At 67.3% G+C, this 19,903-nt stretch carries 19 protein-coding genes; 9 read left to right on the top strand and 10 right to left on the bottom strand.

Annotated features, from left to right (window positions below):
- Positions 1 to 26: 26 nt before the first annotated feature.
- Entirely contained in the window at positions 27 to 659 is a 633-nt protein-coding gene (locus ACFW6D_RS18560; protein ID WP_056824462.1) for a response regulator transcription factor, read from the top strand.
- A gap of 4 nt (positions 660 to 663) precedes the next feature.
- On the opposite strand, the gene ACFW6D_RS18555 is transcribed toward ACFW6D_RS18560, so the two are convergent.
- A complete protein-coding gene (locus ACFW6D_RS18555; protein WP_379329659.1) occupies positions 664 to 1,446 on the bottom strand; it encodes a sigma 54 modulation/S30EA ribosomal C-terminal domain-containing protein in 783 nt (260 codons plus the stop codon).
- A gap of 139 nt (positions 1,447 to 1,585) precedes the next feature.
- Between ACFW6D_RS18555 and ACFW6D_RS18550 the strand changes: the two genes are divergently transcribed.
- On the top strand, positions 1,586 to 3,409 hold the full coding sequence (locus ACFW6D_RS18550; protein WP_379329657.1) for a GAF domain-containing protein: 1,824 nt from the start codon (positions 1,586 to 1,588) through the stop codon (positions 3,407 to 3,409).
- A 45-nt stretch (positions 3,410 to 3,454) separates the two neighbouring features.
- On the opposite strand, the gene ACFW6D_RS18545 is transcribed toward ACFW6D_RS18550, so the two are convergent.
- Complete coding sequence (locus ACFW6D_RS18545; protein WP_379329655.1) at positions 3,455 to 4,648, bottom strand: beta-ketoacyl synthase N-terminal-like domain-containing protein; 1,194 nt, start codon at positions 4,646 to 4,648, stop codon at positions 3,455 to 3,457.
- 86 nt (positions 4,649 to 4,734) lie between these two features.
- Here ACFW6D_RS18545 and ACFW6D_RS18540 point away from each other — a divergent pair, with 86 nt between their 5' ends.
- The 3 genes from ACFW6D_RS18540 to ACFW6D_RS18530 are packed head-to-tail and all read left to right on the top strand — an operon-like array spanning position 4,735 to position 8,769.
- The gene (locus ACFW6D_RS18540) at positions 4,735 to 6,072 is read left to right on the top strand and encodes a diguanylate cyclase domain-containing protein (protein WP_379329653.1); all 1,338 of its coding nucleotides are present in this window, start codon (positions 4,735 to 4,737) and stop codon (positions 6,070 to 6,072) included.
- A 13-nt stretch (positions 6,073 to 6,085) separates the two neighbouring features.
- On the top strand, positions 6,086 to 6,421 hold the full coding sequence (locus ACFW6D_RS18535; protein WP_379329651.1) for an antibiotic biosynthesis monooxygenase family protein: 336 nt from the start codon (positions 6,086 to 6,088) through the stop codon (positions 6,419 to 6,421).
- Positions 6,422 to 6,477: 56 nt separating this feature from the next.
- The gene (locus ACFW6D_RS18530) at positions 6,478 to 8,769 is read left to right on the top strand and encodes a HelD family protein (RefSeq protein WP_379329649.1); all 2,292 of its coding nucleotides are present in this window, start codon (positions 6,478 to 6,480) and stop codon (positions 8,767 to 8,769) included.
- Between the two features lie 74 nt (positions 8,770 to 8,843).
- Here the strand turns inward: ACFW6D_RS18530 and ACFW6D_RS18525 are convergent, their stop codons facing one another.
- Both ACFW6D_RS18525 and ACFW6D_RS18520 read right to left on the bottom strand, forming a co-directional pair.
- Positions 8,844 to 9,296 carry a universal stress protein gene (locus tag ACFW6D_RS18525; RefSeq protein ID WP_379329647.1) on the bottom strand — a complete coding sequence of 151 codons (453 nt, stop codon included), beginning with the start codon at positions 9,294 to 9,296 and terminating at the stop codon, positions 8,844 to 8,846.
- A 312-nt stretch (positions 9,297 to 9,608) separates the two neighbouring features.
- Positions 9,609 to 10,439, bottom strand: coding sequence for a helix-turn-helix domain-containing protein (locus ACFW6D_RS18520; RefSeq protein WP_379329645.1), 831 nt, complete (start codon positions 10,437 to 10,439; stop codon positions 9,609 to 9,611).
- 62 nt (positions 10,440 to 10,501) lie between these two features.
- Between ACFW6D_RS18520 and ACFW6D_RS18515 the strand changes: the two genes are divergently transcribed.
- Positions 10,502 to 10,969, top strand: a complete 468-nt coding sequence (locus tag ACFW6D_RS18515; protein WP_379329643.1) for a VOC family protein — start codon at positions 10,502 to 10,504, stop codon at positions 10,967 to 10,969.
- Between the two features lie 113 nt (positions 10,970 to 11,082).
- On the opposite strand, the gene uvrB is transcribed toward ACFW6D_RS18515, so the two are convergent.
- Positions 11,083 to 13,260 carry an excinuclease ABC subunit UvrB gene (uvrB, locus tag ACFW6D_RS18510; RefSeq protein WP_379329641.1) on the bottom strand — a complete coding sequence of 726 codons (2,178 nt, stop codon included), beginning with the start codon at positions 13,258 to 13,260 and terminating at the stop codon, positions 11,083 to 11,085.
- Between the two features lie 91 nt (positions 13,261 to 13,351).
- Between uvrB and ACFW6D_RS18505 the strand changes: the two genes are divergently transcribed.
- Positions 13,352 to 13,876 carry a DUF402 domain-containing protein gene (locus tag ACFW6D_RS18505; protein ID WP_379329640.1) on the top strand — a complete coding sequence of 175 codons (525 nt, stop codon included), beginning with the start codon at positions 13,352 to 13,354 and terminating at the stop codon, positions 13,874 to 13,876.
- A 52-nt stretch (positions 13,877 to 13,928) separates the two neighbouring features.
- On the opposite strand, the gene ACFW6D_RS18500 is transcribed toward ACFW6D_RS18505, so the two are convergent.
- Together ACFW6D_RS18500 and coaE are read right to left on the bottom strand one after the other, a co-directional pair.
- Positions 13,929 to 14,360 carry a hypothetical protein gene (locus ACFW6D_RS18500; RefSeq protein WP_379329638.1) on the bottom strand — a complete coding sequence of 144 codons (432 nt, stop codon included), beginning with the start codon at positions 14,358 to 14,360 and terminating at the stop codon, positions 13,929 to 13,931.
- Between the two features lie 120 nt (positions 14,361 to 14,480).
- Complete coding sequence (gene coaE, locus ACFW6D_RS18495) at positions 14,481 to 15,683, bottom strand: dephospho-CoA kinase (protein ID WP_379329636.1); 1,203 nt, start codon at positions 15,681 to 15,683, stop codon at positions 14,481 to 14,483.
- 148 nt (positions 15,684 to 15,831) lie between these two features.
- Here coaE and ACFW6D_RS18490 point away from each other — a divergent pair, with 148 nt between their 5' ends.
- Positions 15,832 to 16,050, top strand: a complete 219-nt coding sequence (locus ACFW6D_RS18490) for a hypothetical protein (protein WP_379235226.1) — start codon at positions 15,832 to 15,834, stop codon at positions 16,048 to 16,050.
- 332 nt (positions 16,051 to 16,382) lie between these two features.
- On the opposite strand, the gene rpsA is transcribed toward ACFW6D_RS18490, so the two are convergent.
- The gene (rpsA, locus tag ACFW6D_RS18485) at positions 16,383 to 17,861 is read right to left on the bottom strand and encodes a 30S ribosomal protein S1 (protein WP_379235224.1); all 1,479 of its coding nucleotides are present in this window, start codon (positions 17,859 to 17,861) and stop codon (positions 16,383 to 16,385) included.
- A 227-nt stretch (positions 17,862 to 18,088) separates the two neighbouring features.
- Here rpsA and ACFW6D_RS18480 point away from each other — a divergent pair, with 227 nt between their 5' ends.
- Positions 18,089 to 18,937 (top strand): class I SAM-dependent methyltransferase, encoded by an 849-nt coding sequence (locus tag ACFW6D_RS18480; protein ID WP_379329634.1) that lies wholly within the window; start codon positions 18,089 to 18,091, stop codon positions 18,935 to 18,937.
- Positions 18,938 to 18,949: 12 nt separating this feature from the next.
- On the opposite strand, the gene ACFW6D_RS18475 is transcribed toward ACFW6D_RS18480, so the two are convergent.
- Both ACFW6D_RS18475 and ACFW6D_RS18470 read right to left on the bottom strand, forming a co-directional pair.
- Positions 18,950 to 19,504 (bottom strand): hypothetical protein, encoded by a 555-nt coding sequence (locus ACFW6D_RS18475; protein ID WP_379329632.1) that lies wholly within the window; start codon positions 19,502 to 19,504, stop codon positions 18,950 to 18,952.
- An 87-nt stretch (positions 19,505 to 19,591) separates the two neighbouring features.
- Complete coding sequence (locus tag ACFW6D_RS18470; RefSeq protein WP_379329630.1) at positions 19,592 to 19,885, bottom strand: hypothetical protein; 294 nt, start codon at positions 19,883 to 19,885, stop codon at positions 19,592 to 19,594.
- Between the last annotated feature and the right edge of the window lie 18 nt (positions 19,886 to 19,903).

Raw genomic sequence — 19,903 nt, 5'->3', positions numbered from 1 at the left:
TCGTTCGACATGATGAAGGAGCCGACGTGCTCGAGGTGTTCCTGGTCGATGACCACGAAATCGTCCGGCGCGGGCTGATCGACCTCCTGGAAGGTGATCCAGAACTCACTGTGATCGGTCAGGCAGGCGGCGTCGCCGAGGCAATGGTGCGCATCAGGGAGGCCCGGCCCGACGTCGCGGTCCTCGACGTGCGGTTACCCGACGGCAACGGCATCGAACTGTGCCGCAACCTCCTGGCCGAGTTCGACGACCTGCACTGCCTGATCCTGACCTCGTTCTCCGACGAGCACGCCATGCTCGACGCCATCCTGGCCGGTGCCAGCGGATATGTCGTGAAGAACATCGACGGAATGAAACTGGCCGACGCGATCAAACAGGTCGGCGCGGGCCATTCGCTGCTCGACACCCGCGCCGCCGACGCCCTGCGCGCCCGGCTGCGCCGCAGCGCCGAACCCTCCGGGCCGCTGGCCGGGCTCACCGACCAGGAACGCCGACTGCTCGAACTGCTCGGCGAGGGCCTGACCAACCGGCAGATCGCCGCGCGCATGTTCCTCGCGGAGAAAACGGTCAAGAACTATGTGTCGCGACTGCTGGCGAAACTGGGTGTCGAGCGTCGCACCCAGGCCGCCGTCCTGGCGACGAAACTGCGCGAGCCGTGAGGACTCAGGACGGGACGACGATGGTGAGGTCCCCGTCGTAGCGGCGGTAGAGCAGGTTCCCGCGGCCGGTGTGGCTGTCGGTGAAGAACAGGTAGGGCAGCCCGGCGGTGCACAACGCGTCGGAGGCTTCGTCCTCGGCGAAGACGGGAGCGGCATCCTGCACCACTCGCACCGGCATCGCGCTCGCGGTCAGCGGCAGCTCGGCCGACGCACCCGCCGCGGCGGTGAGCCGCTGCCTGGCCAGGGCGACGCCGTGCGGGTCGGCCCAGGTGACGATGGCGTCCTCGCCGGTGTCGGCATCGGTGAACAGGTAGGCGTCGTAGTCCATCGCGTCCAGGACGGTGCTGGCTTCCAGCGGAGTGCCGGTCATCAGGGCACAGTCCTTGCGACGGATGATCGGGCGCGTCTCGGTGATCTGGGCCAGCGGGCGACGGGCCGGATCCGGCCACGCACCGCGCGCTTCCTTGCCCGCGCGACGGGCGAGCTGACGGTCGAGCCGCTCGGCAGCGAAGGTGACCGCGAAACCGCCGGGGCCGGTGACCTGCACTCGGGTGAGGGTGTCGTTGGTACGAATGTTGGCCTGCACCAGGGTCGGTTCGTCGTAACCCTGTGGCGCGGTGACGCGCACCCTGGCCGGACTGTCGAGGTGATGCCTGCGCATGACGCGGGTGATGGCGCGGACAGCGCGGGTGACGTCCTGGGCCGGCACTTCACCGCACGTCGTCACGGCGAGCTCCGGGTCCGCTGCGGTCGTCCAGTGCTGGGTGCTCGACAACGAATTCATCATGTGCCCCACTTCTCGATCCCATTTCCCGGTGCCCTATGCCACCACTACCGTCGGTGCGAGTGAAGGGCCGAAAGTCCCCTCATTGCGGACTAGACTTTGTTTCGACTCACTCGGGGAGCTGCGACGACGGGATACTGCGATGGCGAATGACGGTCCGGGCGGCCGCTATTCGGCTGACCAGACGGCCTCGCGGCAGATGTTGCGCACCCTGCTCGGCGAGGTCGCCGATCGGGTGGAAGTGATGATCGGGTCGCGCGATCGGATGGACGGCCTCGTCGAGGCCATGCTCACGGTCACCGCTGGCCTCGATCTGGACGAAACCCTGCGCACCATCGTGCGGACCGCGATGAACCTCGTCGACGCCCGCTACGGCGCGCTGGCGGTGCGCGGCCACGATCAGCAGGTCGCGCAGTTCATCGACGAGGGCATGCCGGAACACATCCGCGACCGGATCGCACGATTACCCGCCGGCCACGGCGTGCTCGGCGCGGTGTTCGCGCACAAGGCGCCGCTGCGGCTGGCCGATCTCACCCAGCACGAGTCCTCGATCGGTTTTCCGGCGGGACACCCGCCGATGCACACGTTTCTCGGTGTGCCCGTGCGCATTCGGGACGAGGTGTTCGGCAGTCTCTATCTGACCGAGAAGTCCGACGGCCAGCCGTTCACCGAGGAAGACGAGGTCCTGGTGCTGGCGCTGGCGGCCGCGGCGGGCATCGCGGTCGACAACGCGCGGCTCTACGAGCAGGCGCGCACCAGGCAGGCGTGGATCGAGGCCACCCGCGATATCGCCACGGAGTTCCTGGCCGGCACCGAATCCGATCGGGTGCTGGGCCACGTGGTCGATCACGCGCGCGGGCTGACCGGATCGCATCAGGCGTTTCTCGCCTCGGTGCCGGTGCCCGACGAATTACCGGGCGAGATCACCGAATTGGTGGTCACTCAGTGGACCGGCCCCGATGCCGGGCAGGACTGGCAGACCATTCCGATCGCGGGCACGGTGGTGGGCGACGCGTTCAGCAGGCGCACGCCGTTGCGGTTCGACGATGTGTCGCAGGTGACGCTGGGCGTGGAGTTCCCGGTGGCCGAATTGCCCGGTGCCGGACCGGCTCTCGTGCTCCCGTTGTGCACACCCGATGCCACTCTCGGCGTGCTGGTGACGTTCCGGCCGCCGGGTTTCGCACCGTATTCCGACGAGATGCTCGAGCTCACAGCAGCATTCTGTGATCAGGCGGCGCTGGCGGTGCGGTTGGCCGACGCGCAGCAGCGCATGCGCGAACTCGACCTGGTCGCCGACCGCGATCGGATCGCCCGCGACCTGCACGATCACGTGATCCAGCGCCTGTTCGCGATCGGTCTCACCGTGCAGGCGACCATGCCCAAAGCGGTGGTTCCGGAAGTGCGGCAACGGCTTTCGACGGTGATCATGGATCTGCAGGAGGTGGTGCAGGAGATCCGCACCTCCATTTTCGATCTGCACGCCAGCGGCTCCGGGCACAGTGAGGGGCTGCAGCAACGTCTCGAGGTGGCGATCCGGCGCCAGACCGCCGACATCGCCCTGCGCGCGACGATCCAGGTGTCGGGCCCGCTGTCGGTGCTCGATCCGCAACTGGCCGACCACGCCGAGGCGGTGGTGCGCGAAGCGGTGAGCAACGCGGTGCGCCACTCCGGGGCCGACACCGTCGCCATCGTGATCGAGGTGGCCGACGATCTGGTGATCACGGTGTCCGACAACGGGTGGGGCATCCCGAACCACGTCATCCGCAGCGGGCTGCGCAATCTCGAACAGCGCGCGCAGGAGGCGGGCGGGCGCTTCGAGATCGGGCCGGCCAAGCGTCCCGACGCCGACGGCAACCATCCCGAGATGTCGGGCACACAGCTGCGCTGGGCGGTCCCGCTCCCCCAGGATGCACCGACGACCGGCGGGTTCGCCCTCGCCGGCGGACCCGAAACCGGCGAGGACTGACCCCCCTAGCCCACGGCGTTGTTGCCACCCATTCAAGAAACAGGGTCAGAACTTGTCCAGGACCACCGCGGCGTTGTTGCCACCCATTCCCATCGACAATTTCAGCGTCGGGCCGTCGATCATCGGGGTCGGGCCGTTGAGCAGGCGCGGATGCGCGGGTGCCACGATCGGCGCCGAGGCGGCGATGCCGCGCTCATAGGACAGGGCGATCGTCGCGACCTCGATCGCCGCGCAGGCACCCTGGCAGTGTCCGGTGAGCGGTTTGAGCGCGGTGATGGCGGGGCGGTCGTCGAAGACGGTGGTGACCACATCACGTTCGGCGGCGTCACATTGCCGGGTGCCGGTGCCGTGCGCGTTGAAGTACGCCACGTCGCCCGCGTCGATCCCGGCGTTCGTCAGTGCGCGCTCCACGCAGGCGATGATCTGGGCGTGCGTGGGGTCCATCGAGACGACATGGAAAGCGTCGTTGGTCATCGCCCCGCCGAGGACCCGCGCGTACGGCAGCTCGACGGCGTCGGTCAGCAGCATCGCCACCGAGGCTTCGGCCATGGTGAAACCGAGCGTGTCCGCTTGGAAGGGTCGGCAGGCCGTGAACGGGTCGGCGTCGGCGACCGCGGCGCCGAGGCCGACGAAATGTTCGAGCATCTCCGGGGTCGCCGAGAGGTCGGTGGTGATGCACAACACGTCATCGACCAGACCCGCATCACGCCACATTTTCGCTGTCAACAACCCGACATTGCCCGAACTGCAGGCCGCCGACACGTTCATCGCGGGGCCGTGGAAACCGAACTCCTGCATCACCACCGAAATGGGCGTCGACGGGAGCATTCGCAGATAGTCGCGCGAGCGCCGATGACCGTCGTCGAGCACGTAGAAGTCTCGCCAATCGGCGACATCGCCCAAGGTGAACGCATGGACGAGACCGACGGTGCGACCCGCCTGACGCCAGCCACGCGCCCGTGCGTCGACGATCGCCTCGGTGGCCGCGGCATGCACGGCACGCCCGAACAGACCGGTTCCGTGCGCCGGGTCACCGCCGTTCGGGATCCGGCCGACCCACGCGTGTTCGTCGCGTCCGGGCCCGTAACCGGGGTACAAACGAGCAGCCGGTTTGCCCCCCATGAGTCCCTGCCACAAAGACTCGCGGCCCCACCCGTAACCGGAGACGACACCGAGCCCGGCTATCGACATAGAATCGAGGGGGTGGGCCATGCCGCCCGTGAGCACATCCGGTGTCACATCGCTCCTTGCGGATCTTCATGAAGGATCACCAGACTAGTCCGGTATGCCGATCGCAGACCAGGCCCAGATCGGGGGTTTTCGCAGTGGGAGAAGGACAGACCGACGCGGCGAGCGCCGAGCAGCTCGCGCAGCGCTACCGGTCGCTGGTCGAACACACTCCCGATGCCATCTGCGTGCACGAGTCCGGGACCATCGTCTACGTCAATCCGGCCATGGTGCGCCTGCTCGGCGCCCGCTCTGCCGAGGAACTGCTCGGATTGTCGATCACCACCTTCGTGCACCCCGACTCCGTGGCGCCGATGCTCGAACGGATCGACCAGCTCATCGAAGAGGGCTCGGCCTCCCCGCCCACCGAGATGGATCTCGTCCGGGTCGACGGGCGCACGGTGCCGGTGCAGACCGTCTCGGTGCTGACGGTGTGGCAGGAGAAACTCGCGTTCCAGGTGGTGGTGCACGATCTCACCGCCCAGCGCGCCGCCGAGGCGTCCGCGCGCCAGGCCGAGGCGTATTTCACGACCGTGGTGTCACAGCTGGAAGAGGGGGTGCTCGTCGTCGATCGGCGTGGTCGCCTGGAATCGATCAACCCGGCGGGCAAACGGATCCTCGGCCTCGACGACACCGAGCAGGTGCTCGGGCGTCTCATCGACGATCTGCCGATGGCGATGGTCGACCGCGACGGACAGCCGCTGCCACCCGGCGAGCATCCGATGGCGCACACGCTCGCGACCGGCAAAGCGATCACCCAGTTCGTGTTCGGTATCGACCGCGCCGACGGGCAGCAGGTGTGGCTGTCCTGCAATTGTCGGCTGCTCAACCCCGGCAGCCCGGATTCGGCCGGAGTGTCGTCCTTCGCCGATATCACCGCGTTCCGGGCCAGCAAGCGCCAGCTCGAATACCAGGCCACCCACGACGCGCTGACCGGGCTGGCGAATCGTTCGCTGATCCTGTCGCAACTGTCCGCAGCGCTGGCCGACGAGGGCGGCACCCTGGTCACCACGGTGCTGTTCATCGACCTCGACGGGTTCAAGGCGATCAACGACACCCTCGGACACGCCATCGGCGACACCGTGCTGCAGATCGTCGCCCAGCGTTTGCAGCAGGCGCTGCGCAGCGAAGACCTGGTGGGGCGACTCGGTGGCGACGAGTTCCTGGTGCTGCTGGCCGGGCATCCGCAGCGCGCGGACCTGCCCGCGCTGGTGGAGCGGCTGCGGGTCACGATGTCGGAACCGATCATCGCCAGCGGTCACCGCCTGGAAGTGAGCGCCTCGGTGGGCATCACCGAACTCGGCCCGCACGAACACCGCACGCCCGAGGCCGTGCTGCACGACGCCGACCTGGCGATGTACCGCGACAAGCCGTCGGCCCATCGTGACCTCGGTCTCGGTCAGAATCGACGCTCGAACAACACCCACGCCTCCTGACACACTGGTCGGCGTGATAGTCGAGCACGCGCTGTTACCCGTTCGCCCCGGTGCCGCCGCCGCCTTCGAAGCGGCCTTCGCGCAGGCGTATCCGATCATCGCGGGGATGCCCGGTTTCGGCGGGTTGTCGTTGTCGCGGTGCGTCGAGCGGCCGGATCACTTTCTGTTACTGGTGCGCTGGGAGCGACTGGACGACCACACCGTGGGATTCCGTGAGTCGCCGGAATATCAGCGCTGGCGTGCGCTGTTGCATCACTTCTATGAGCCGTTTCCGGTGGTCGAACACTTCGCCCCGGTTCTCGGCGACGAAGTCTTCCCGCTCGCGGCGACCCGGCCCGCGGACACGTAGACTCGACAACCTTGTTCTCAACGCGGTGACCAGCCGGCGAAAAAAGGAGTCCTGTTTTGCCCGACCGCCTCACCGATGTCTCGCCGGCCGCGCACAACAGCGAGATCGAACTGGAGCAGAAGTACCTCTCGGTGCTCTACGACCGGCTCGACGGCATGCGCGACTACGCGCAGAACCGGCTCAAGACCGTGCTGCTCGAAGCCGACGGCACACCGCAGGCACGCAGTGAGCGCGAGTCGTTCACCCAGCTCTACAGCGAGGACCTGTCGAAATACGACGCCGCCGAGCACGGTCTGTGCTTCGGCCGGATCGACCTCGACCCCACCGAGGAACAGCCGCGCTACATCGGCAGGCTCGGCATCCTCGACGAGGACAACGACTACGAGCCGCTGCTGCTGGACTGGCGCGCTCCGATGGCCCGGCCGTTCTATCTGGCCACCACCGCCAACCCCGAGGACGTCACCCGCCGCAGGCACATCCGCTCGCGCAACCGCGCGGTGACCGCGATCAACGACGAGTACCTCGACCTCGACACCGCGCGCCGCGACGGCGTGGTCGGCACCGACGATGGCGTCGGCGGCGAGAGCGCGCTGCTGGCGGCACTCAATGCCGCCCGCACCGGGCACATGAACGACATCGTCGAGACGATCCAGAGTGAGCAGGACGCGATCATCCGCTCCGAGCACAAGAGCGTGCTCGTGGTGCAGGGTGGGCCCGGCACCGGCAAGACCGCGGTCGCGCTGCATCGCGCGGCGTTCCTGCTCTACACCTACCGTCAGCAGCTGGCCAAGGCCGGTGTGTTGATCATCGGCCCGAACGCCACCTTCCTCGACTACATCGGCCAGGTGCTGCCCTCGCTCGGTGAGACCGGTGTGCTGCTGTCGACCATCGGCGACCTGTACCCGGGTGTGAAGGCGGTGCGCGAGGATTCGCTGCGCGCCGGGGAGATCAAGGGCTCCCTGGACATGCTCGAGGTGCTCAAGCAGGCGGTGCGCGACCGTCAGGAAGTGCCGTCCGAGCCGGTCCGCCTGGCTTTCGACGGCTACCCGGTGATCCTGGACCGCAAGATCGCGACCCGCGCGCGCGGCCGGGCCCGTTCCTCACGGCGCCCGCACAACCTGGCCAGGCCGATCTTCGCATCGTCGGTGATCGACGCGCTCACCGATCAGCTCGCCGCCACGATGGGCTCGGACCTGTCCGGTGGCACGAGCCTGCTCAGCTCCGCCGACCTCACCGAGATCGGCGACGAGATGCGCGCCGACCCGCACGTCCAGGCCGCGATCAGCGCGCTGTGGCCGGTGCTCTCGCCCCAGGAAGTGCTCGCCGACCTGCTCGCCGACCCGGCCCGCCTCGACCGCGCCGCCAAGACACTGAGCCCCGAGGACCGCGCCGAACTGGTGCGCTCCGATGACGGCACCTTCGGCGCGGCCGACGCCCCGCTGCTCGACGAGCTGGCCGAACTGCTCGGCGTGGACGACACCGAGGAACGCGAACGCTCACGGCGCCGCTGGCGAGCCCAGATCGAGGAGGCACAGGACGCCCTCGACATCCTCACCGGTTCCGCGCCCCAAGACATCGAGGACGAACTCGACCCCGAGATCCTGATGGCCTACGACCTGATCGACGCCTCCCAACTGGCCCAGCGCCAGGAATTCACCAACCGCCAGACCACCGCCGAACGCGCCGCGGGCGACCGCACCTGGACCTACGGGCACGTGATCGTCGATGAGGCACAGGAACTTTCGGAGATGGCCTGGCGAATGGTGATGCGGCGCATCCCGAATCGCTGGATCACCGTCGTCGGCGATGTGGCCCAGACCGGTGATCCGGCAGGCGCGTCGTCGTGGCAGCGGGTGCTGGAACCGTATGTGGCCAAACGCTGGAAGCTCACCGAGCTCACGGTCAACTACCGCACCCCCGCCGAGATCATGGCCGTCGCGGCCGATGTGCTCGCGGCGATCGATCCTGGTACGAAGGTTCCTCGTTCGGTGCGTGAGACCGGCAATCCCCCACGTGCCTACCGGGTGTCGCCCGCCGCCGTCGCGGGCGAGGTCGCGCGGTTGCTCGAAGCCGAGAACGGTCCGGGCACCTCAGCGGTCCTCGCACCGGCGGCCCTTGTGCCCGAATTGTCCTCGCTGGCAGGCGAATCCGTGCAGGTGCTCACGGTGCACGATGCGAAGGGCCTCGAGTTCGACCGCGTGTACCTGGTGGAACCGCAGGCGATCCTGGACGAGTCCCCGCGCGGCCTCAACGACCTGTACGTCGCCCTGACCCGCGCGACCCAGCGGCTGTCCGTGGTGCACACCGAGGAGCTGCCCGCAGTGCTGTCCTCGCTGGAACAGGCCTGAGCACAGACCCGAAAAGCACGAAGGCCCCGGATCGCGTCTGAACCAACGCGATCCGGGGCCTTCGTCGTGTCCTACTAGCGCACGGTGTGCACGATCAGCACGTCCGAACGGGACTTGCGGGCAACGTCCGAGGGGACGGAGCCGAGCAGTCGGCCGGTGAGGGTGTTGAGGCCTCGGTTACCGACGACGAGCAGGTCCGCGTCCACCTCCCTGACGAGGTCGAGCAGCGATTCGACGGGCTCGCCGACGATCGCGCGGTCGACGATGTTCTTCGCACCGGCGGCAATGGCCTTCTCCCGGGCGACGATCAGGATCTCGTTGGTCGGGGCCGAGCCACGGACCTGGTAGGCCTCGTCCTTGAGCACATCGGCGGCGGCGGCGACATCGCGGTCGTCGGTCGGGAAGTAGGCGCAGGCCAGCACGAGAGTTGCCTCCGCGTCCCCGGCGAGCGCCGCGGCCTTCTCCACTGCCACGTACGACGAATCCGAGCCATCAGTACCGACGACAATGGTCCGGTAGGCGGTCATCTCTCCTCCAACTTGGTCGGTGCCAGCACCGAACCACTCGGGAATCGAGCGTCAGCGCGGCAATTGGCTCGACCCTAACGCCAAATCACGCCGATTTATCGAAGAATCGCAATAGATCACACCGGGAGTGTTGACCCCCGCACTTGCTATCACGGTGGTCTTCGCGACAGCCGAGAACATCTACCTGCGGCGATAAGATCGCAGGTCAAAGAAACTGTGGCCTATCACAACACAATCAACAACGCAGCGCGACTAGGACTTTGATCACATCGGCCGCAGAATTCACCCTGCCCGCGGAATCCGTCCGAGCGATCACCGTGCGGTGGGGACCGCCTGCGCGGTGCGGGCGTATTCCGTCGGTGACATCCCGATCTCGGCGGTGAATTCGCGACTGAAATGGGCCTGGTCGAAATAGCCGAGATCGGCGGCCAGGACGGCGAGGTCGGGGCGTCCGTGGGCGAGCAGGTCAGCGGCGTCCTGCAGCCGGAACCGGCACAGCACCCATTTCGGGCCTGCCCCGACGTAGCGGCGGAACAGGCGTTGCAGGGTGCGGATCGGGATCGCGAAACGATCGGTCACCTGGTCGACCCTGGTCAGGTCCGGGTCGTCGGCCATCGCGGTGACGATGCGCGTCACCAGTGCGTACTGCGGGTCGTCGGTGCGACCCCGGCCTGCGAAGAACTCTTCGACGACGTCGCGCCTTCGCTCGTCGGAAGGTTCGGCCAGCACCCGTTCGGCCAGTCCCTGCGCCTCGGGCAGCACCGCCGTCAGCGGGGCCGAGTCATCGCGCAGCGCACCGACATCCATGCCGGTGAAGGCACCGAAACCGCCTGGAGTGAACCGGATTCCGAAGGTCTCGCCGTCTTCGGCGAGCTCGCGCACATATTTCGTCGTGCACACACCGTTGACGAACCCGCCGGTGCGGGTGGTGCTGCGTTCGAAGGTGACATTCACGCACGGAAACGACAGCACCTCGGCCGAATAGCTGGGCCGACCGCGCAGATCCCACCGCACCGCCCAATACCGGTCCGCGAACTCGGCCAGCGCGGGCCCGACCCCCAGCCTGGTCAGCGACCGGTGCCTGGCCTGCTCGTCCGGGTGCAGAATGCCTTTCACATCATCGAGTTCCGGCGCCGCCGTCATCGTCGGCCGATCTGTCGCGTTCTTACAAGACCGGCAGTCCACGACCGCGCAGGATCATAGTCATGACCAATCCCGTTGCGCCCGTTCCGGAGGGCTACCACTCCATCACCTGCTTCCTGGCCGTCCCGGACGCCAACGCGGCCATCGACTTCTACACCGCGGTCTTCGACGCGAAGCTGCTCAGCCGAGCCGACCTGCCCGACGGCCAGGCCGCGCACGCCGAACTGCTCATCGGTGATTCCACCCTGCAGCTCGGAATGCCCATCCCCGACAACAACGTTCGCGCACCACAGGACTGGGTGCACACCTCGGTGGTGCACTACTGCGCCGATGTGGACGCGGTGATCGCCCGCGCGCTCGAACACGGTGCCCGCAGCGCCGAGGAGCCGCAGACCTTCGTCACCGGCGACCGCTTCGGCGTGGTGATCGACCCGTTCGGCCACCGCTGGGCGGTGATCACCCGCGTCGAGGACGTCTCCAGAGAGGAAGCCGACCGCCGCGTCGCCGTCTGGATGGCCGAGCAGGCTTAGCGACGCACCGCGCTGGGTTCTCGACCGCAGCGGCCTCGCCTCCGAGCACAGCGTGCGCGATCCGTCGCACAGCTCGGGCGCGAGGCCGTTGTAGCCCCGTGCGATCGGCATGGTCAGGACAGCCCTGCGGCGTCCATACCGCGCAGCTCCTTCTTCAGATCGGCGATCTCGTCACGTAATCGGCCCGCCAGCTCGAACTGCAGTTCCCTGGCCGCGTTCATCATCTGCGCGGTGAGCTCGGTGACCAGGGCCGCCAATTCGGCCCGTGGCATCGACTTCACGTCACGTTCGGCGTAGATGCCCGCACTGGCCCGGCCCGGCTCACCTTGCGCGCGCCTGCCGCGGCTGGCATTGCGCCCTGAACCGCCGACGGCCACCTCGTCCTCGGCCTCGGTGTACACCTGATCCAGGATGTCGGCGATCTTCTTGCGCAGTGGCTGCGGATCGAGGCCGTGTTCGGTGTTGTAGGCGACCTGCTTGGCCCGGCGACGATCGGTCTCCTCGATCGCGTGCTTCATCGAGTCGGTGATCTTGTCCGCGTACATGTGCACCTCACCGGACACGTTGCGCGCCGCGCGACCGATGGTCTGGATGAGGCTGGTGCTCGACCGCAGGAAGCCTTCCTTGTCGGCGTCGAGAATCGCGACCAGGGACACTTCGGGCAGGTCGAGACCCTCGCGCAGCAGGTTGATGCCGACCAGCACGTCGTATTCGCCGAGGCGCAGCTGCCGGAGCAGTTCGACGCGGCGCAGCGTGTCGATCTCGGAGTGCAGGTAGCGGACCTTCACGCCGAGGCCGAGCAGGTAGTCGGTGAGGTCTTCGGACATCTTCTTGGTGAGCGTGGTGACCAGGACCCGCTCGTTGCGCTCGGAGCGTTCTCGGATCTCGTGCACCAGGTCGTCGATCTGGCCCTTGGTGGGCTTGACCACGACTTTCGGATCGACCAGGCCGGTCGGGCGGATGACCTGCTCGACCACCTCACCGCCGACCTGACCCAGCTCGTAGTTGCCCGGCGTCGCCGACAGATACACCGCCTGACCGATGCGCCCGGCGAACTCCTCCCAGGTCAGCGGACGGTTGTCGACGGCCGAGGGCAAGCGGAAGCCGAAGTCGACCAGGTTGCGCTTGCGCGACATGTCACCTTCGAACATGCCGCCGATCTGCGGCACCGTGACGTGCGATTCGTCGATCACCAGCAGGAAATCGTCGGGGAAGTAGTCGAGCAGCGTGGCAGGCGCCGAACCGGCCGGACGCCCGTCGATGTGCCGCGAATAGTTCTCGATACCCGAGCAGAACCCGACCTGCCGGATCATCTCCAGGTCGTATTCGGTGCGCATCCGCAACCGCTGCGCTTCCAGGAGCTTGCCCTGGCGCTCGAATTCCTCGAGCCTGGCGGCCAGCTCGGCCTCGATGTCGCCGACCGCGCGCTCCATCCGCTCCGGCCCCGCCACATAGTGGGTGGCCGGGAAGATGCGGGCCGAATCGACCTGTCGCACAACATCACCGGTGAGGGGGTGCAGGTAGTAGAGCGCCTCGATCTCGTCACCGAAGAACTCGATGCGGATCGCCAGCTCCTCATAGGACGGGATGATCTCGACGGTGTCGCCGCGCACCCGGAACGAGCCACGGGTGAACGCCATGTCGTTGCGGGTGTACTGCACGTCGACCAGCAACCGCAGCAACGCGTCGCGGTCGATCTCGCCGCCGACCTCGAGCTGCACCGACCGATCCAGGTACGACTGCGGGGTGCCGAGGCCGTAGATGCACGACACCGAGGCGACCACCACGACATCGCGGCGCGAGAGCAGACTCGAGGTCGCCGAGTGCCGCAACCGCTCGACGTCGTCGTTGATCGAGCTGTCCTTCTCGATATAGGTATCGGTCTGGGCGATGTAGGCCTCGGGTTGGTAGTAGTCGTAGTACGAGACGAAGTACTCGACCGCGTTGTTGGGCAACATCTCGCGCAGTTCGTTGGCCAGCTGCGCGGCGAGGGTCTTGTTCGGGGCCATCACCAGCGTGGGCCGCTGCAACTTCTCGATCAGCCACGCGGTGGTCGCGGACTTACCGGTACCGGTGGCGCCCAACAGGACGACGTCCTTCTCCCCCGCGTTCACCCGGCGTTCGAGCTCGGCGATGGCCGCGGGCTGGTCGCCGGCGGGCGAGTACTCGCTGACCACCTCGAATCGGGCGCCCGTTCGCTCGATCGTGCCGACGGGCCGGTGTTCGGAATGGGCGAGCGGGTGCCCCCGGTCTTCGTACCCTTCCGTCGGGATCTCGGTCGCAAATGCCATGGATCCAGCTTAGGCGCGACCACTGACACATTCGGGTCCGGCGAAAGTCCTCGAGCGCGGACACGGCCCCCACCCGGTAGATTCTGCGCTCATGACGCAGGCATCCACCGTGCACGTGCATCCACCCAAGGTCGAGTACTTCGACGTCGCGGCTCAGACGAACACCGATCCCAAGGGTTTCGTGCGGCCGGTGGAGATCTACCGCGAAGAGCCGTGGGGGGTGTACATGGGGCGTCACTCCGATCACGTGAGCTTCCACTACCTCGAGTCGTGGATTCTGCCCGAGCTGTCGTTGCGGGCCTCGAAGCTGCACTACAACCCCGGCATCGAGAAATGGCAGGACGTCTATGTCGATGTCGGCGCGTTCACCTGGGAGTCACCGACGCTGATCAAAGGGGTCGACCACTACCTCGACCTGCTCGTGCGCACCGGACGCGATGTCCGCCTCGTCGATGTCGACGAACTGATGGCCGCCCACTCGGCAGGACTGCTCGATTCCGCGCACTGCCAGACCGCGATCGAGAACGCAACCGTCGCTGTCGACGGCATCGCCGCCAACGGCTACAACTTCGAGGACTGGCTGGCCACCCTCGGCATGACGCCGACCTGGCGCTGAAACGACGAACCGCCCGCACCCACGCGGGTACGGGCGGTTCGAACAGCCTGGATCAGCCGGCCGACAGGCTCGGGAACAGATCCGCCAGCCCGCCGCCACACGCCGCGCTGCCGGTACTGCCCGCCTCGCCGACGGTGACCGTGATCGAGTCGCTGATCAGCAGCTGACGCGCCTCGAGCTTGTGCTGGCCCGCGGTGGTCGGCTTCCAGGTGATGCTCACCGTGCCCGACAGCAGCGACGGCGACACCGGGCTGCCCGGGATGTCCTGGCCGTTGTCGGTGAACTTCACCGAGGTCAGCCGGTCGATCTCGACACTGGCGGTCAGCTTGTAGCTACAACCGACCTTGTGGTCGGTTCCGGCCACGCCGAAATTGCCGACCCAGGCCGAGGCCTGCGGAGCGGCGAGCACAATCGTGGCGGCGACGGCGCCGAGTGCGGTGATGCCGAAGCCCGCACGGCCGAACTGACGGTGATGTGTTGTCATACGCGCTACAACTTCCCTGTGAATCGAGTCACCGTGTAGTGACTTCGCACAATTTACACAGAGCGCTACGGCGCGCGGACAGTTTCCGAAACATCGATGTTTAACAGATTGGCAACCGGTTCACGCGCGGGCGCGGGCCCACTCGGTGACCACGGGATAGACCGCGTCGAACCACGGTTCCTTCACCCCGTAGTAGGCCTCTCCGGCAGCGTCGACGGTCAGATCCGCCGCGGCCAGCTCGGCCCCACGCTTGACGGCCAGGTACTCCGCCCGCGCGCTGTCGGTGGCTCGCAACCAGTCGCGCAGGTCGAGCGCGAATCGCTGACCTGGCGAATCCTGCACGCGCAGATGGATATTGGCCGGTCGGCCGGGATCGGCGTTGCCGTGCAGGCGTTTTCCCCACAGGGTGAGGTCGGTGCCGTCGGGATCGCCAGGGGTCGGCTTCGGATTGTCGTGCGTCACTTGCTCAGCCAGGGGGAATCCGGCCGCCGTCAGCGCGTCGGCCAGCGATTCCGCGGTCGTCAGGTCGGCGACCGTCACCTGGATATCGATGATGTCCTTGGCGGGCAGGCCGTGCACCGCGGTCGACCCGACGTGGTCGATGCGCACCGCCGACGCCCCGCAGGCCAGGTGCAAGCGCGCAATGATCCTGCGCGCCTGCACATCCCACTCCGGATCGGTGACGAGGCGGTACTCGGCGCGCGCGCGAATGCCCTCGCGCTGATTGCGTTCGAATGGCACCAGCCGCTGCTCCCACAGCCGACGAACCTGCTCCTGCACCTTTTCTGGCGCATCGTTGTTGTCCAGCCACACATCGGCGACCGCGCGCCGCTGCTCGTCGGTGGCCTGCGCGGCGATCCGCACCCGAGCGTCGGCCTCGGCCACTCCACGCTGTTCGACGAGCCTGCGCAGCCGGGTCTCCTCTTCGGCGCCGACCACCACTACGAGCTGCATCAGCGGCGCCAGCCCGTTCTCCACGAGCAACGGAACATCCTGCACCACAACGGCATCCGTGGCGGCATCCCCGATCAGCTCCGCGGTGCGGGCACCGACCAGCGGGTGGGTGATCGCGTTGAGCTTGCCCCGCGAGACATCATCGGCGAAAGCGATCGCGGCCAGCGCGGGCCGGTCCAGACTCCCGTCGGGGCTCAGGATTCCCTCCCCGAACTCCTCGACCAGCGCGGCCAGACCCGGCGTACCGGGCGCGACGACCTCGCGGGCGATCGCGTCGGAGTCGATGAGTACCGCTCCGAGCTCGACCAGTGTCCGCGCCACTGTGGACTTACCCGCTCCCATGCCTCCGGTGAGGCCGATCCGCAACATGGGCCCAGTCTCGCATCCCGGCCGCCGGGTCGGGGCAGCTACCGCGACACGCCCACGCCTACAACGGCGGAAGGTCCCGAACCGGGCGCGTCGCGTGGACTAATCTTCGCCGAGGCGAGAGAGACCGCACGACCACCGGAGGATGATCATGGGTACCAGGAACCACCGCGCGGCTCGCCACCGCCTCGGCATGCCCGGCGGTGTGCACTGCATCGAATTCCCCGCTGTAGCAGCGACTTTGGCCGAATACCAGCGCTCCTGGTTCGCCACTCTGCTCTCCCCCGCCAGACACAGCTTCGCCGCGATGCGCAAACGGCCGAGCATGGCCGCCGCTTATTGGTCGCCCACCGCCGCTGCCGCGAACTGATCGGTTCGCCCGGCACCGTCGCGAGCTCACTGCGCACTCACTCTCGACCGGACGTTCGGCGCGCCGAGTCCAGGTCATGAACTGGTCAGCGCCCGGCGTCGCCCTGAGGTTCGCTACGTCGACGTGACTCAACGCGGCGGGCCCATCGCCGGCGCCCGACGTAGCCACCGCTATCGACATTCACCCGTCGTCGAACCCACCCTTTGTCCGAAAGCCGACGAAGGGCGGTCGTGTCCGCGAAAAGGTCGACGGCCCGGAAAGGCCGAAGGCCCCGGTCCGCGTGGACCAGGGCCTTCGGTACTGCAGTTGTCGATTCAGGCGTCAGCGCTGAATCAGGCGTTGCCGGAAAGCTTCTCCCGCAGAGCCGCGAGCTGGGCATCGCTGGCCAGCGAGCCGCCCGTGGTCTCGGCCGGACCGGAGGTGGACGCAGGAGCGGCGCCACCGGTCTCGGAGGAGTAGTTGCCCGCGACGGGACCGCCAGCGGCGGCCTCGGCGGCAGCGTCGGCTGCCATCTTCTCCATCTGAGCAGTGTGCATCTTGTGGCGACGCTCGGCCTCGGCGTAACGGCCTTCCCACTCTTCACGCTGCTTGTCGAACCCGTCGAGCCACTCGTTGGTGTCGGGGTCGAAGCCTTCGGGGAAGATGTAGTTGCCCGCATCGTCGTAGCTGTCGGCCATGCCGTACTTCGACGGGTCGAACTCGGCGTTGTAGTCCTCGTTCGCCTGCTTCAGCGACAGCGAGATACGACGACGCTCGAGGTCGATGTCGATGACCTTGACCATGGCGTCGTCGCCGACGGCCACAACCTGGTCCGGGACCTCGACGTGGCGCTCGGCCAGCTCGGAGATGTGGACCAGGCCCTCGATGCCCTCTTCGACGCGCACGAAGGCACCGAAGGGAACCAGCTTGGTGACCTTGCCGGGCACGATCTGACCGATCGCGTGGGTCCGGGCGAACTGACGCCACGGGTCTTCCTGGGTCGCCTTGAGCGACAGGGAGACGCGCTCGCGGTCCAGATCGACGTCGAGAACCTCGACGGTGACCTCGTTGCCGACCTCGACAACCTCGGACGGGTGGTCGATGTGCTTCCAGGACAGCTCGGACACGTGCACCAGGCCGTCGACGCCACCCAGGTCCACGAAGGCACCGAAGTTGACGATGGAGGACACGACGCCCTTGCGGACCTGGCCCTTCTGGAGCTGGTGCAGGAATTCGCTGCGGACCTCGGACTGGGTCTGCTCGAGCCAGGCGCGACGCGACAGGACCACGTTGTTGCGGTTCTTGTCGAGCTCGATGATCTTGGCCTCGATCTCCTTGCCGACGTACGGCTGGAGGTCGCGGACACGACGCATCTCGACGAGCGAGGCGGGCAGGAAGCCACGGAGACCGATGTCGAGGATCAGGCCGCCCTTGACGACCTCGATGACGGTGCCCTTGACGGCCTCGTCCTTCTCCTTGAGCTCCTCGATCGTGCCCCACGCGCGCTCGTACTGCGCCCGCTTCTTGGACAGGATCAGGCGGCCTTCCTTGTCCTCCTTGGTGAGGACCAGGGCCTCGACCGCGTCGCCCACGGAAACGACCTCGTTGGGGTCGACGTCGTGCTTGATGGAGAGCTCGCGGGAGGGGATGACGCCTTCGGTCTTGTAACCGATGTCCAGCAGGACCTCGTCACGATCGACCTTGACGATGGTGCCTTCGACGATGTCGCCATCGTTGAAGTACTTGATCGTTGCGTCGATGGCGGCCAGGAAGTCCTCGGCGGAGCCAATATCATTAATGGCTACCTGCGGCGAGGTGACGGTGGTGGGCATATGTGGGTTTGCTCCGGACGGATTGTGGTCGGTTGCGGACATTGGATCTTTCGGTACGCTGCGAATCACCGCGACGACGCGACGAAGGGATACCGTTAAAGTATCGCACGGACCGTCGCACTTGCCGCTGATCGAATTCAGCGTCCCTCTACAGCGTGCATCAGCGTACGCGACCGGCGCGGAGCCGGGCAAACCACCCCCCACCCCACGCCGATACCCTGTTGGCCGTGACCGACGACGAACGCCACGCGCAGGCCAACGCGCTGCTCGGTACCTCAGCGACCACCCGAACCAAGATCGACTCGCGCGACAGCGAGCGCGCGAATCGCCGCTGGTGGGACGCCGACGCCGAGCAGTACCACCAGACCCACGCCGACTTCCTGGGTGTGGACTCCCCCGGCGGTGAGTTCGTGTGGTGCCCGGAGGGGTTGCACGAGGGTGACATGGGCTTCCTCGGAGACATCACCGGCAAGACCGTCTTGGAGATCGGCTGCGGTTCGGCGCCGTGCTCACGGTGGCTGGCCGGGCACGGCGCGTTCCCGGTGGGGCTCGATGTGTCGATGGGAATGCTCGAGCGTGGCGTGGCCGCGATGGATCAGGGTGGACCGCGGGTCCCCTTGGTTCAGGCGGGGGCCGAGGCGTTGCCGTTCGCGGACGCGTCGTTCGACCTGGCCTGCTCAGCGTTCGGCGGGGTGCCGTTCGTAGCCGACTCGGCGTTGGTGATGCGCGAGGTGGCGCGAGTTCTCCGGCCCGGTGGGCGTTGGGTGTTCTCGGTGAACCATCCGATGCGCTGGATCTTCCCCGACGATCCGGGCGAGGCGGGCCTGACCGCCACGATCCCCTACTTCGACCGCACTCCCTATGTAGAGGTAGACGCCGACGGCGTGCCGACCTACGCCGAGCACCATCGCACGATCGGCGACCGGGTCCGCGAGATCGTCGGCGCCGGCCTGCACCTGGTCGACATCGTCGAACCGGATTGGCCGGAATGGCTCGACCGCGAATGGGGTCAGTGGTCGCCGCTGCGCGGGCAGATCTTCCCGGGCACCGCGATCTTCATCGCCGTCAAGCCCTAGAACTCCGGCGCCCTAGAATTCAGGCAGCGCCGCGAAGGACGGGTCGACGCGCACGTTCGGCACCGTGTCGGCGACCCAGCGACGCGCCCTGGTCAAGGCGTGGTGCGGAAACGCGTCGTCGAAGCGGACGTCATCGGACAGGAGAAAGGGCAACCGACCGCGCAGGCCGGGCGCGTAGGGATGCGGCGGGCACATCTCCTCGCGACGGAACTGCCTGCCGATCGTGGTCTCCCGCGCACCGGGCACCCCGGTTTCCGGGCACATGATCTGGAACACCGCCGAGCACCGGTCCTTGGGCACCACGATCGACGCCGCGAAAACGAGTTCACCCCGCGGCCCCGGCAGTTGCGTCTTCTCCACCCGCAGCAACGCGGGCAACTGGTCGACCCACACCACGAACGCCTCGATCAGGCACCCCGACCGCGCGTGATGCTCGGCCAGCCGCCTGCGCAGCCGTTTCAGATCGCCCAGCCGAGCGGGCAGGTCGGGCCTGCCGCTGACATAGTTCAGCGCGACGACGTCACGAGTGGCCGGATTCCCCCAGGTCGTGTCGTCCAACTGTTGCATTCCAGGAATGTCGAACGAGATGGGCACCGGATCAATTTACCGGCGGTTTCGAGTTCGGTTGTCCCGCTGGGTGGTCCGGCGCGTCGGTCAGGCGGATACGCGCTCCTCGACCAGGTCGACGATCCACGATTGGTGACTCGTCACCATTGCGCGGCTGCGCGGGGTCGCCAGCACGGTGGCCAAGGCGGCGCGGAACGCCTCAGCGGTGGGGCGGTCGTCGAAATCGAGGTCGACGAGGACTCGTTCCGGTGTGCCGTCGATGCGACCGACACGGTAGGTGCGCACGCCGTTGTCGGCGCGGAACCGCTCGTACTGGTCGAAGGCGGACTTCCATTCGTCGTAGTCGCGAACGGTGTTGTCGATGTGCAGGGTTGTGGTCATGGTGGCCTCCGACGTCGT

The sequence above is a fragment of the Nocardia sp. NPDC058705 genome, assembly GCF_042749305.1.
GTDB lineage: Bacteria > Actinomycetota > Actinomycetes > Mycobacteriales > Mycobacteriaceae > Nocardia.
Note: the sequence above shows the minus strand (reverse complement) of the source record. Positions and strands in the feature narration are given on the sequence as shown.

Bases quoted from the DNA above. Each gene is read 5' to 3' on its own strand.
- ACFW6D_RS18505 (WP_379329640.1), top strand. From the start codon at position 13,352: ATGACGCAGGCATCCACCGTGCACGTGCATCCACCCAAGGTCGAGTAC.
- ACFW6D_RS18520 (WP_379329645.1), bottom strand. From the start codon at position 10,439: ATGACGGCGGCGCCGGAACTCGATGATGTGAAAGGCATTCTGCACCCG.
- ACFW6D_RS18515 (WP_379329643.1), top strand. From the start codon at position 10,502: ATGACCAATCCCGTTGCGCCCGTTCCGGAGGGCTACCACTCCATCACC.
- ACFW6D_RS18550 (WP_379329657.1), top strand. From the start codon at position 1,586: ATGGCGAATGACGGTCCGGGCGGCCGCTATTCGGCTGACCAGACGGCC.
- ACFW6D_RS18500 (WP_379329638.1), bottom strand. From the start codon at position 14,360: ATGACAACACATCACCGTCAGTTCGGCCGTGCGGGCTTCGGCATCACC.
- ACFW6D_RS18475 (WP_379329632.1), bottom strand. From the start codon at position 19,504: ATGCAACAGTTGGACGACACGACCTGGGGGAATCCGGCCACTCGTGAC.
- ACFW6D_RS18525 (WP_379329647.1), bottom strand. From the start codon at position 9,296: ATGACCGCCTACCGGACCATTGTCGTCGGTACTGATGGCTCGGATTCG.
- uvrB (WP_379329641.1), bottom strand. From the start codon at position 13,260: ATGGCATTTGCGACCGAGATCCCGACGGAAGGGTACGAAGACCGGGGG.
- ACFW6D_RS18470 (WP_379329630.1), bottom strand. From the start codon at position 19,885: ATGACCACAACCCTGCACATCGACAACACCGTTCGCGACTACGACGAA.
- coaE (WP_379329636.1), bottom strand. From the start codon at position 15,683: ATGTTGCGGATCGGCCTCACCGGAGGCATGGGAGCGGGTAAGTCCACA.
- ACFW6D_RS18555 (WP_379329659.1), bottom strand. From the start codon at position 1,446: ATGATGAATTCGTTGTCGAGCACCCAGCACTGGACGACCGCAGCGGAC.
- rpsA (WP_379235224.1), bottom strand. From the start codon at position 17,861: ATGCCCACCACCGTCACCTCGCCGCAGGTAGCCATTAATGATATTGGC.
- ACFW6D_RS18490 (WP_379235226.1), top strand. From the start codon at position 15,832: ATGGGTACCAGGAACCACCGCGCGGCTCGCCACCGCCTCGGCATGCCC.